The organism is Fluviicola sp., assembly GCF_039596395.1.
In the GTDB taxonomy this organism is placed as follows: domain Bacteria; phylum Bacteroidota; class Bacteroidia; order Flavobacteriales_D; family Crocinitomicaceae; genus Fluviicola.
The window spans coordinates 741,020-754,106 of sequence record NZ_JBCNJT010000001.1 but is presented as its reverse complement, the minus strand read 5'-3'; the positions used below and the strand labels follow the sequence as shown (position 1 = coordinate 754,106).

The following is a 13,087-nucleotide window of genomic DNA, read 5'->3' as shown; positions in this document are numbered from 1 at the left end:
AGGATTAACTTATCACCTTGTTTCTGTCAGTATCTTTTATATTTCTCTCTACCTGATCAGGTTGTTGAAGCGGAACATCACAAATAAGGCATCCGCTGAGTAACGAATGCCTTTTCGATCAAATAAACGTTTTTTATTGGTTCTTCACCATTCTTAGGCTGGTAGAAGCATTTTCAGTTTGAATCACTACCTGGTATACGCCATCACTGAAAGCGGATAGATCCACCGGTGCTTTGTCAGAAGCATTTCCTTCCAGCACTTTTCGACCCTGCGCATCTGTTACCGTGTAGCTGAACACTCCCGGAAATTCGATTACTGCCAATCCGGTTGTAGGATTCGGGTAAACCGATAACTCTGCCAATGCTTGCTCATCGATTCCCAAACACTGATCTACCGTGATCGTTCCCGGAGCAGTATTTTCACAACCATTGATATCTGTGTAAGTATAACTTACCGGAAAAATTCCCAGGCCTGCTGTTGAAGGAGTGAAAATAACTCCTGTAATTCCGGTTCCTGTATACGTTCCACCTGAAGGTGTTCCCTGGGTTAAAGCTGCCGGACCATCTGATAAACAGAAAACCGGAATAGTTGAAATGCTCACATTCGGCAATTGATTCACCGTTACGGTCATTTCATCCTCGGCTTCACAACCTGCAGCATTGGTACCGGTCACCGTATAAGTTGTCGTTCCCAAAGTCGGAACAAAAGAAACTCCGTTTACAGCTCCGTTATCCCAATCGTAAGTTGCCGCGCCGCTTCCGTTCAGTGTAATTGATTCCCCGTTACAAACAACCAGGTTCGGTCCCGCACTCACATTCGGAGCACTGTTTACGAATACAGTTACCAGGTCTGTTGCAGTACATCCGTTGCTTCCTGTTCCTGTTACCTGGAAAGTCGTTTGATTCGTGATCGGGAAACTAATCCCGTTGGTGATTCCACCTGTCCAGGAATAAGATGTAGCTCCCGATCCAAGTAATGTTACCATTTCGCCTTCACAAACCGTTTGGTCCGATCCTGCTGAAACATTCGGTGCGCTTTGTACGGTAACCAACACACTTGTTGATGGTGAAACACAACCGTTTGCATCTGTATAGGTCAATGCATAAGTATTGGTTGTTACAGCAGTGATGCTCTGGGAACTAACTCCTGTAGACCAGGTATTTCCGCTTGCCTGTGATGAAGTCAGCGTTACCGAACCTCCGTCGCAGAAAGTAGTTGGTCCGTTTGGAGTGATTACCGGTGCTGCCGGAACCGGGTTTGCAGTTACAACAACAGGAATTGAAGTTGCCGAACAAGCTCCGCCATTCGAATAAGTCACCGAATAAGTTCCTCCGTTGGAAACAGTAATACTGGACGCCGTTGAGCCGTTCGACCAGGTATTTCCGGAAGCATAAGACGAAGTCAGTGTTACCGATCCGCCTGCACAAAAGGCCGTTGGCCCACTTGTAGAAACAACAGGTGCTGCCGGAACAGGGTTTACCGTAATCAATATACTTGCTGCCGGAGAAGTACAGCCGTTTGCATCTGTGTAAGTCAATACATAAGTATTAGCAGTTGTTGCGGTGATACTTTGAGAAGCGGCACCGGTTGACCAGGTATTCCCGTTCGCTTGCGAGGAAGTCAGCGTTACAGAACCTCCGTCACAAAAAGTAGTTGGTCCGTTCGGGGTAATAACAGGTGCTGCCGGAGCCGGGTTCACAGTTACTGCCACCGGTGCAGAAGTTGCGGAGCATGCCCCGTTCGAAACCGAAACGGTATAAGTTCCGGTACTTGAAACCGTAATACTTTGGGTATTTGCTCCTGTTGACCACATGTTTCCTGTTGCGTTGGAAGAAGTCAGTGTTACAGCACCATTTCCACAGATAGCGAGTGATCCGCTTGCACTGATCGAAGGAACGGCAGGAACAGGTGTCACAGTAATCGTCTGAGTCGCAGTTGCGTTACATCCTGAACCATTGTCTGCCGTTACGGTATAAGTTGTTGTTGCAGCAGGCGTAAAAGCCACATTGTTTACAACACCGTTGCTCCAGGAAATGTTTTGTCCGCCGGTAGCTGAAAGTGTCACCGATTCTCCCGCACAAATAGCATTGGAAGATGCATTCACTACCAGGTTAACTCCCGTAGTAGTAATGCTGAAACTTCCCGTGTAATTAAATTGTCCGTCAGTTGCCGTTAATGTGATTTGTGCCGTTCCGGTTACATTGTTATTCAGGTTATTGATCGTGATCCCATACGTTCCGCTTCCTAAGTTGTTTACGGTAATATCGCTGTTATCAACAACAGATTGGTCGCTGCTTGCACCGGTTACGGATGTAATAGCAGAACCAACATTCGTAAAGATCGCGTTTACGCCGCTCATTCCTGTGGATTTACAAAAACTTTGAGCAGCAGGCATGGTAATCGTTGCATCATTATCCAAAGTGATTATCGCCTGGGTTTTATTCGCCAAACCGGAATAAGTTGCATCCGTGCTTCCGGTAGTTGAAGCCACCAGGTTGAAAGAAATGTTTCCGTCGTCGGCTGTATCGTCAACTCCTGTAACGGTAATATTCTGTGCCTGGTTCCAGTTTGAGGTTGTAAACGTTAACTGAGCCGGGCTCACTGTTCCTTCTGTTAAGTCTGATGAACTCAGGTTTACCGTTACATTCGCTGTTGGCTGAGTAGCAAGAGTAACACCAATAGTCGCAGTGGTTCCCGCTTCACTAACCGTGTATGCTCCTGCATTGCTGAATACAACACCTGGAAATGCCACTGCATTGTAAGCCCTGGAATAAATTCCTTGTGTATCGCCCTGGAAACCGTTTCCGGACCAACATCCTACAAATCCTCCGTTGGGTAATTTTGCCACATTGGTATGTACCTGGTCACCCGACAATGTACTGTTCATGCGTAAAAGTCCACTGTTGCTTGCATTGTAATTTGTTCCGTAAATAACGTATGCTTCACTTCCATTCGGATTCGTATAACCTCCAGTTCGAATCGTTTTAGCGATTACAAAATCCCCGTTATCATACAAATACCCTTTAATATAATCGTACCAATCGTTGGTGGTTACCACAGGAAGCATTACCGCATTGTTGACAATGGGTGTACCCGTATTTCCTAAAATCCACATGCGCATGTATCGCTGCGAAGAGGTTGTACCATGTGTGGTTGTAACGATCACCTCATTATTGTTATTTCCGCTTGCATCCAGGTCATACCCCACGTTAAATTGGTAATCGATGGACCACAAGGCATATTCAGGAATCTCTGCAACGTAGGAACTACTGAAAGTTTTACGCATTACTCTTTTGTCATATGTACAACAGCCGGAAGTATTGATATACATGTGGTAAATTGCCGTCATGCGTCCATTGGTGTGATACACGATGTTCGGTTCATCGTAATCTGCCGATCCGACCTCTGTTACCAGCATTTCTGCATTCAGCCAGGAATTGGAAGCCAGGTTGTATCCTCTCAAATACAATTGATCGTTGCTGGTCCTATTGTAGATAAAAGCCAATGAATCTCCTTTCGGGGAAAGATCGTATCTGGAAGTGGACGAGATCACTGATACCTCTGCGCCCATGACGTTCGCTGCGTCCAAAACAGCAAATTTCAGGTTAAAGCCTTCGAGGTATGAAACAATGTATTTCCCGGCTTTCCAATGCTCGATACTGATGTTATTCGAAGTTTCCGCATTGATGGTTAATTCGCCTGAAATTGCGGTGTGTGTGTTATCATATCGGCGACCCATAACCGCTCCCCCGGATTCCTGGGTAGTCCAGATAATCACGTAGCCGCCCGTTGGGTCGGCGGCGACCTGACTATTGTATTGTGTCGTGGGGATGTCTGTATTCACCAGTTGTTCCAATGATACGGGACTTAATGATTGTGCCCTTGCTCCCATCAGAAAGAGGGTGCAAATGAGTGTTAATGCTGTTAATTTCATACAAATTCTTATTAAACCAGGCACAAAATTAGCCATTCAGTAAGGGTTTACGGGGAATTTAGAAGTATAAAACAGGATGAATTCACGACTGCAAAAGGCCGGATTTTGAACTTGCTGATAACCAGATTTTTAATTTTTTCGTGAATTCATATCTGTAAAACAATATCGAACACTGCTTATTATATGCAAAAAACCCCGGCGATAAATGCCGGGGTTTCAAAATCAGTATACTTCATTAAGAGCTTACACATTAAATCTGAAATGCATGATATCTCCGTCCTGCACAATGTATTCTTTTCCTTCTACTTTGAATTTCCCCGCTTCTTTTACTGCTGCTTCGGAACCCAAAGTGGTATAATCGTCGTACTTCATCACTTCTGCACGGATAAATCCTTTCTCGAAATCCGTGTGGATAACACCGGCCGCCTGCGGAGCAGTTGCACCTACAGGAACTGTCCATGCGCGTACTTCCTTCACTCCTGCCGTGAAATACGTTTGCAGGTTCAGCAACGCATAAGCCGAACGGATCAAACGGTTCACCCCCGGTTCTTCCAATCCTAATTCTTCCAGGAACATCTGGCGCTCTTCGTAAGTTTCCAATTCGGAAATATCTGCTTCGATCTTTGCTCCGACGATCAAAATCTGTGCATTTTCGTCTTTCACCGCTTCACGAACTGCTTCCACGTGTGCATTTCCTGTCTTAACAGCAGACTCTTCCACGTTACAAACATACATCACCGGCTTGGAAGTAATCAATTGGAACTTTTTCACGATCTCGCGCTCGTTCTCATCAAAATCCATCGAGCGAACAGATTTTCCTTTTTCAAGAGTTTCTTTGATCGCCAACGCCAGGTCATTTTCCTTGACCGCTTCTTTATCTCCGGATTTAATGACACGTGCCAAAGACTGGATTCTTTTTTCAATAGACTCCAAATCCTTCAACTGCAATTCGATGTCGATGATCTCTTTGTCGCTTACCGGGTCAACACGCCCGTCGACGTGGATAATATTCCCGTCCTCAAAACAACGCAACACGTGCAAAATAGCATCGGTTTCACGGATATTTGCCAAAAATTGATTACCCAACCCTTCTCCTTTCGAAGCTCCTTTCACCAAACCTGCGATATCTACGATTTCCATAGTCGTCGGAACCACTCGCTCCGGGTTTACCATCGATTCCAATTTCTCCAGACGCGGGTCCGGAACGGAAATAGTTCCCACATTCGGTTCGATCGTACAGAAAGGAAAATTCGCAGATTGCGCTTTAGCGTTGGATAAACAATTAAACAAAGTCGACTTACCTACATTCGGCAAACCAACAATTCCGCATTTCAATGCCATAAAAAAAATTTTTGCAAAGATACTTATAATTTAAAAAGTAAAATTGGATCGTTTACAGAAAAAACTTATATTAGAAGTCTAAATCTTAAAGAATCAACCGATGAAAACAATCACCAGGTCAATCATGGTCGTTTTGTTGCATTTTACTTTTTTCAGTATTGCCCAAACGAACGTGCAAATTACTAATTGTCAAAATACCTCCAGCACTTATGAGTTTAGGGTCAATGGTTCGGCTTACAAACCGCTGGTTTGTAATTATACTATTGAATTCGTACAGGATCCGTCCGGTAATTGGTATATATCTCCAACCAGGCAATACTCTTCCAATCCGGGTACTTTGAGCTGGGAATTCGACCCTAACAATGCTGCCAACACGGTTGTTATTGCCAAAAACAAGTTGATTTCCGACCTAAATCGCATCAGGAGTTTAGGTTTCACTGAAATCAGGTTGGTTGGTGTTGGATTACTTAATACCGGAACAAACGATGCTCCTGTTTATCAGTATCCTACAGGAAATCAGGCTACTTATTTTAATCTGTTAAATACATTTTTCACTCAAATAAGCACAGCTAATTTGCGGGTTATCTATATGCTCGGAGGGGGTGCCGAGTACATGGATAATAACAACACGACTTACAAAAACTTCATAAGTTCAGTGGCTGCTAATTTTTCTTCAAACCCTGCTGTTATGGCCTATGACTTAATGAATGAACCTCACAATGGGTTGATCGCAAGCGGACCTAATAACAAATACAATCTTTCCAAAATGATCAATGAATGGCATGATTGCATTAAAAAAAATGATCCGAACCATTTAACGACCATTGGATTACAAGCACCTTGGGACCTGTATGCATACGATCCTTTTTTAATGAAGGTTGATTTTGTTTCCTATCATCTCTATACCACAAACACAAATCTCACTACAGCTAAGAATAATATGGATATTTTCCTCTATTGGCTCGGAAAAACCATTCATATGCCTTGGATTATTGGAGAAACCGGTTATAGTGGAATGGCCAATCCAACAGCCCCTAATGTCGGAACAGAAGCAGATCAATTAGCATATACTCAACATACATTGCAAAAATCAGTTGATTGTAATTGCAAAGGATATTCCTGGTGGCAATACCAGGAGGTTCACTGGGGAGATCCACTCCAAGATCATTTTGGATTATTTTATCCCTATTCAGGAAATACTGAAGGCGCTCCAAAACAAGTGGCTTACCCGGCTACAAATCCTAATCCTTCTCCATTTATTGCGTATAACACCTTATCTCAAAACACCGGTAATTGTTCAAAACCAAGCAACTATTATACGGTCTTCAACGGATCTGTCTTTAAGGGTCAGGGATATGTAAAAGACAACAATGGTAATCCAATAGAAAATGCAGTTGTTATAGGTAAAGATGGGGCTTATGGAAATTTCATGACTTTCACCGATGCAACCGGATACTATAGAATTGGCACAAGCGGATCAGGTTTAATTAATCTTAGTGTTTCCTATCCGGGTTACTCAAACATTTCAATCAATAATCCATCAGCTTCCATTTTAAACCATACATTAACTAAAGTAAATCATAACTCCTGGGCAAAAGAGTGGTCGAACAATTCTACGACTAGCGTACTCAACAATGATTGGATTTCTTCTCCCAATGATAAATTCTATAAAGGAGATTTTAATGGTGACGGGCAAGAAGATTTACTTTGCGTAAGATATACAAGCAATAACAATGATAGAATGGCAATCTACACCTACAAAGAAACATTCAGTTCAATCGGTGGTAATTATCATAATCTCTCTTCAAACTGGACATTGATCTGGGATAATCAGAGTAATTCGGCGAATGGCGGAGGCATTTACCCCTACAGGAACAACCTGGTAGTTGGTGATTTTGATGGTGACAAAAAAGACGATGTTATAAGTATCAATGCAACCTCAGCCGGTTGGACAACCTGGTTTAAGTTTTCTCCGAATACAAATCCGGTCAATGCAACATGGGTGTGGATGGATTCAAATTATGGAACAACCGGTAATCCGATGGCTGCTATGGCCCCTTATTATCAGAACGTCATTTCAGGAGATTTCTACAACCAGGGAAAAGCTGCGATAATGGGAGTATCCGGGAGTTGGATCACCACATTTGAGTTGGTAAATAATGTTTGGACCTGGGTACAATCCAATTCGGGACAAACAAATAATCCGGGTGCAGGGTATGAATTAAGTTACCTTACGCCATATAGAAGCCAATTGATCGCAGGTGATTTTGATGGTACCGGAAAAAAAGAGGTTTTAGGAAGTGTGTTACCTAATGGTGCTATGGCTTTATTCAAACCGACCTGGAATAGCGCAACTAATACATGGAAATGGGTGAACTCCAGTGCTTCTCCCTATTGGATTGATGCAACCAATTACTCCGGTTTATATGCGTATCGAAATAATCTGGTGATTGGTAATTTTGATTCCGATAAAAGCGATGAAATTCTAGGAATTAATTCATCTGCTTGCGCGATTTTTGATTTTGTCAATTGGACCAGTTCTAATGCTTCAAGCTCATGGGATGGCGTCAATTATCCGGTTATTTCGGATTGGAGCATTACTTCAGCAACATCTAAATACCTATTCTTAAAAACCACACCTAACGCAAGTCAGCAAGAGCTTTTAGCAATTAAAAATAACTCTGCTTTTAACTTTACAAGTGGGTTGTATGCATTCAGACCCAATCCTGCAAGTTCCTGGCCATGTACTACTCTCATTATGGCCAATAATAATTCTGAAATGCTTCATGATCTGGAATTGGAAGAGGCAATCACCTTATATCCAAACCCAAACAACGGAGAATTCACTATTTCTTTTTCTGAAAATTTTGATCAGGACATTATAAACATAACGATTGCAGATGTTCAGGGCAAACAAATGTTTAATCGCAACTTTAATAATCGTGAATCTCATCGGGATATGAAAATAAGTCTTGGTCAAGTGACCAGTGGGGTCTACTATTTAAAAGTAGTGACTCCAGTTAAATCTTATACCAAAAAAGTGGTGATCATGTAACAGACCAATTTCATAAAGCTTTCAAATGGCGGGACTTTCAATAAGAACTTCCCGCCATTATATTATTTCAACTGGCTTATAGAAGGCCAAACATAATTTCCGGATAAAGTATCATAGACAGAAGTAATAAGACTCAATTCTTTTCCTATTTTCGCGAAGCACCAAACAAAAAAGTATGTTATTTCGAAAACTCTTCCTTATTTCAGCGCTATTCGGTTTAAGCAACACTTATTCCCAAAACGATTCGATCATAATCCGGAAGTTCTTCGATGAAGCGCTGGTTCGCGGAAAGTCTTATGAGGACTTGCGTTCCTTATGTAAAGGTGTAGGAGCTCGTCTTTCCGGTTCATCACAAGCCCAAATGGCCGTTGAATGGGGAAAACGGAAAATGGAAACTTACGGGTTTGACAAAATTTACCTGCAGCCTGTCATGGTTCCGCACTGGGAAAGAGGAAACAAGGAAGTTGCCTGGATACAAAGCGGGGCGGGTGATGCCGTTCCGGTAGATATCCTGGCATTGGGAGGTTCAATCGGTACAAACGGAATGCTGAAAGCAGAAGTGATCGAGTTCAAATCCCTGGAAGATTTGAAAAAAGCATCGAAAGCAAGTGTACAGGGAAAAATCGTTTTCCTGAACCAGCCCATGAATCCTGCTGATATCGGTACTTTCACAGCTTACGGCGGATGCTATGGTATTCGCGGACAAGGTGCTGCGGAAGGGGCAAAACTGGGAGCTGTTGGTGTCGTTATCCGTTCACTGGCAATGCCGGATGATCATTTCCCGCACACAGGTTCCATGTATTACGAAGACGGAGTCACCAAAATCCCGGCCGGGGCACTTTCCACCAGTTCCTCCAACGAACTTTCAAAAGCACTGCAAAAAGGAAAAGTAACCCTGATCATGGAGATGGATTGCCGCGATTTCCCGGATGAGCCTTCCTTTAACGTAATGGGAGAACTGACCGGAAGCGAAAAACCCAATGAAGTGATTACAATCGGCGGACATTTGGATTCCTGGGATGCAGGTGAAGGTGCACACGATGACGGAGCGGGAATCGTTCACTGCCTGGAAGCATTACGCATTCTGAAAGCTTCGGGGATCAAACCCAAACATACGATCCGCGTGGTTTTCTTCATGAACGAAGAAAACGGGAACAAGGGCGGACATGCGTATGCAAAATGGGCAAAAGAGCAAAACCAGAAGCAGATTGCAGCCGTGGAAAGTGACCGCGGCGGATTTAGCCCGGATGGTTTCGAATGCGACGGAAAAGAATCCTACGTGCAACTGATCAAAGGATTTGCATCCTTACTGAAACCTTATGATTTGCATCATTTCGAAGCGGGTTACGGAGGTGTGGACATCAGCCCTTTAAAATTACATTACGAAGGAATCCCTTTATTCGGTTTTGTTCCGGATTCGCAGCGCTATTTCGATTTCCACCACGCAGCAAGCGATGTGTTTGAAAGTGTCAACAAGCGCGAACTGGAACTGGGTTGCGCAAGTATGGCCGCTTTCGTTTATTTACTGGACAAAAACCTCTAACGCTTATTCGAACTCGATACGCTGCAATGTTTCAGTTTTCCCCGAATCACGAAGCGTAAACAAGGTTGTTCCCTGCGATACCGAATAAATGATTCGCTGCATCTCCGTACCGATCTTCAGGTTTTTCAAGACCTGGTAATCCACTTTTCCGGACGGTGAAAGATGAATGTAAAAAGGAACTCCCTGTTTGGAATTCATCATGTTTTCCCTTCCCTGGTCGGCCTGTCTTCCTTCGTTTGCCGGATTGTCATTGTAAATCAGGTAAAGCTCATCGTCTTTCAGGATAGACTTAAAAGACAAATATTGCCTGCTGTCTTTTGAGATACGGATAGCAAAAGGTGTTGCCAATACAAATCCGGGAACAACCACTAGGAGCGGAATTCCCCGTTCTTTGAAAAATTGGGATTTTGCAATAAAAGTATCCCATTCCGCATTTCCTTCCGGATCAATTTTTACCGCAATAACAGATCCGTAATAATACTCCGTCAACCCGGTAGAAGATGTCTGTGATGCACGTTCGTAAAGCATATACGTATTTCCCTTACTGTCCGTAATACACTCATTCAAGCCGTAAAGCAACGGAACATCCAACAACTCCGGGCTTTCATATCCTTTCAAACTTTTCGATTTGGTGGCTGCCGAAAAAGCTTTGGTTTTCGCATAGCGAACTGACAGATCTCCGTTCAGGTTCAAAATATATACACCCCGGATGCCGATAACTGCCTTTTTGGATGTACTCAGATAAGAACCTAAAACCTGCAGATCAGAACCCTTTTCCTTCATCCGGATATCGGGAGAAAGCAGATAGCCATCGCTGAGTGTTACGTTTTGGATATAAATTGTTTCTTCGCCTTTGAAATCAAATTTCCGGAACTTCAAAACCGCTTGGTATTTCTTCAGCGATTTATTGTAAATAACTTCCTGCTGACATTCATACACATGTTCTTTTCCCAGGTGATAAACCAGGTCGTACCTTTGTTTCGACCCTGATTTCGGAAAAGAGGCATAATCCGTTTTGAACAGGTTTACCAGCTTCTCATTGTAAACACGCACATGATGGTCCACATAATCCGCAAACTGGTTTACAAAAGCCACATGTACCATCAATGACGAATGGTCAGGACTCGTTTGTATATCTGTTAACACATGATGACTGGTTTTGGACTTCTCCGTAAAAAGTATGCGCTGGAATTGTTCGCTGAGTTTCCCGTTTTCCCCGATCGTATAGATAAAAACGGCAAATTGATTCGTTCCGGTTGAAAATCCGCTGGCTACCAGTTTAAACTGGTTTTGCACGCGGTAAACACCTTCTATTCCCAGTTCGAATTTATCCTTCTCGAAAAGCTGGATTTGTTCGTGGTACAGTAAACGCAGAGACTCCGTATCGTAAATGTCCATGTTCATGGCATCCTTATCTTCGGAAATACTGTAAAGCTGGTTATTCAACCTGCCAAGCAATGCGTGGTTCAGCGACTCATCCAGCGTCTGTGCTTCTGCAATCCGTGCCTGAAGTGTTTGTCCGGAGGAAAAATGGGCTGCAGCCAGAAAGATAAAGAGGGTTATTCGATTCATGCGGTTTTTTTGGGGCAAAATTAATCGCATTCTCCAAAAAGCAGGTGAAGGGTTTCTGAAAATTGCTTAAAAATGGAATGAAATCACCGTAAATCGGCACTACTACTTTTGGAGTATTTTTGCCTCACATGTTATTAAACCGGCTGTCTCCGGAACTTATTTCTCTACTTTTGCCGCAAATTGCTGCTATGAAATATTTATTGATTGTATGTACATTATTTGTCGGTGGAATCTCGTTTTCCCAGGATAACATCATTTTAAAGACCGGTGAAGAAATCCCTGCAAAAGTGCTGGAAATCGGGACAAGTGAAATCAAGTATAAAAAAACTTCAAACCTGGAAGGACCCACTTATTCCGTTTCCAAAGCCGATGTTTTTATGATTAAATACGAGAACGGAACAAAAGAAGTCATCAACGCGCCGCAATCAACGGAACCAAAAACAAGCGAAGCACCCAAAAAAGAAACGGACGAAAAGCCGCTGAATACCGGTGAAAAGAAATCATACATTGAGAAAGTCCGCCAGATACAAAGTATTGATCCCGGTTTTTCATTCTATGTGGGCAATGCATGGCTGGGCGGTAACGGGATCTCCAAACCGGTTATCGGATTTGATGTACGCTTCCCGCGCAAAAATGTGTTTGTCCGCGGTATCAGCGTTGGAGCAAGAGTAAGTATTGCAGGAACAGATAATGCTGCTTACGATTCGGGAGTATACTCAGAAGTGTTTGCCTATACGGTCAACGTGAAATACATTGCACCTATTCCTGTGAAAGTAATACAACCCTATTTCTCGTTTATGGCCGGAGCAGCCATGAGAAATCACTACAACAATTATAGTTACAGCGGAGACTTTATCGGCAGCGATGTGATCCCGGTTGCCAATGTCTGCATCGGGTCAAACTTCATGTTCCTGAGACATTTCGGGGCATTTGTGGAGACCGGGTACTTTACAACCGGCTACATCAATACCGGGTTTGTACTTAAAATCGGGAAAGCGGCAAAAAGAAAGTCTATCCAATAACTTTAAGTGCTTTTCAGGAACTATGTTTCAAACATTTCCTAACTTTAGAGTTCCTAAAATGTTCGAATATGAGTTTCATCGGAAGGCCCGATCCGGAAGTTGCACCGGCGTATGCCAAATACTATTTTGACCGCACCATTGGCCAGGATGATCTGTTGCTTGCACTGGAAAACAATTTAACCGAAACTGCAGACTTTATAGCCGGTCTTCCCGAAGCAAAAGCCGATTTCCAGTATGCCGATGAAAAATGGACACTCAAAGGTGTGATCCTGCATTTTATTGAAACGGAACGCATTTTCCAATACCGGGCACTTCGCTTTTCACGCAAGGACAAAACACCGGTAGACGGATTCGATGAAGGCTTGTATGCCCAAAACAACAACATAGATCAACGCTCGCTGGAAGACCTGAGACAGGAATTCATCGATGTAAGAAAAGCAGGCATTTCCCTGTTCAAAGGGATGAATGCTTCCATGCTGGATTTTGCAGGAACGGCAAACAACACCCCGAACACCCCGCGGAATCTCGGCTGGATCATGGTCGGACACGTTATCCATCATTGTAATATCATCAAAGAACGCTACCTGGTCGACACAGACGAAGCGTTCTGAATTATCAAT

At 43.3% G+C, this 13,087-nt stretch carries 7 protein-coding genes; 4 read left to right on the top strand and 3 right to left on the bottom strand.

The window, feature by feature from the left end; genetic code table 11:
* Positions 1-133: 133 nt before the first annotated feature.
* Entirely contained in the window at positions 134-3,934 is a 3,801-nt protein-coding gene (locus ABDW02_RS03070) for a T9SS type A sorting domain-containing protein (RefSeq protein WP_343631965.1), read from the bottom strand.
* A gap of 243 nt (positions 3,935-4,177) precedes the next feature.
* Entirely contained in the window at positions 4,178-5,269 is a 1,092-nt protein-coding gene (gene ychF, locus ABDW02_RS03065) for a redox-regulated ATPase YchF (RefSeq protein ID WP_343634248.1), read from the bottom strand.
* Between the two features lie 106 nt (positions 5,270-5,375).
* On the opposite strand from ychF, the gene ABDW02_RS03060 reads away from it, so the two are divergent.
* Complete coding sequence (locus ABDW02_RS03060) at positions 5,376-8,330, top strand: T9SS type A sorting domain-containing protein (protein WP_343631963.1); 2,955 nt, start codon at positions 5,376-5,378, stop codon at positions 8,328-8,330.
* Positions 8,331-8,505: 175 nt separating this feature from the next.
* The gene (locus ABDW02_RS03055) at positions 8,506-9,873 is read left to right on the top strand and encodes a M20/M25/M40 family metallo-hydrolase (RefSeq protein ID WP_343631961.1); all 1,368 of its coding nucleotides are present in this window, start codon (positions 8,506-8,508) and stop codon (positions 9,871-9,873) included.
* A gap of 3 nt (positions 9,874-9,876) precedes the next feature.
* On the opposite strand, the gene ABDW02_RS03050 is transcribed toward ABDW02_RS03055, so the two are convergent.
* Complete coding sequence (locus ABDW02_RS03050) at positions 9,877-11,445, bottom strand: hypothetical protein (protein WP_343631959.1); 1,569 nt, start codon at positions 11,443-11,445, stop codon at positions 9,877-9,879.
* A 188-nt stretch (positions 11,446-11,633) separates the two neighbouring features.
* On the opposite strand from ABDW02_RS03050, the gene ABDW02_RS03045 reads away from it, so the two are divergent.
* Together ABDW02_RS03045 and ABDW02_RS03040 are read left to right on the top strand one after the other, a co-directional pair.
* Entirely contained in the window at positions 11,634-12,467 is an 834-nt protein-coding gene (locus ABDW02_RS03045) for a hypothetical protein (protein WP_343631958.1), read from the top strand.
* Positions 12,468-12,535: 68 nt separating this feature from the next.
* A complete protein-coding gene (locus ABDW02_RS03040) occupies positions 12,536-13,078 on the top strand; it encodes a DinB family protein (RefSeq protein ID WP_343631956.1) in 543 nt (180 codons plus the stop codon).
* Positions 13,079-13,087: the final 9 nt, after the last annotated feature.

What these genes read in the sequence shown, in the direction of transcription:
- ABDW02_RS03045 (WP_343631958.1), top strand. Translation starts at nt 11,634, where the DNA reads ATGAAATATTTATTGATTGTATGTACATTATTTGTCGGTGGAATCTCG.
- ABDW02_RS03055 (WP_343631961.1), top strand. Translation starts at nt 8,506, where the DNA reads ATGTTATTTCGAAAACTCTTCCTTATTTCAGCGCTATTCGGTTTAAGC.
- ABDW02_RS03060 (WP_343631963.1), top strand. Translation starts at nt 5,376, where the DNA reads ATGAAAACAATCACCAGGTCAATCATGGTCGTTTTGTTGCATTTTACT.
- ABDW02_RS03040 (WP_343631956.1), top strand. Translation starts at nt 12,536, where the DNA reads ATGAGTTTCATCGGAAGGCCCGATCCGGAAGTTGCACCGGCGTATGCC.
- ABDW02_RS03050 (WP_343631959.1), bottom strand. Translation starts at nt 11,445, where the DNA reads ATGAATCGAATAACCCTCTTTATCTTTCTGGCTGCAGCCCATTTTTCC.
- ABDW02_RS03070 (WP_343631965.1), bottom strand. Translation starts at nt 3,934, where the DNA reads ATGAAATTAACAGCATTAACACTCATTTGCACCCTCTTTCTGATGGGA.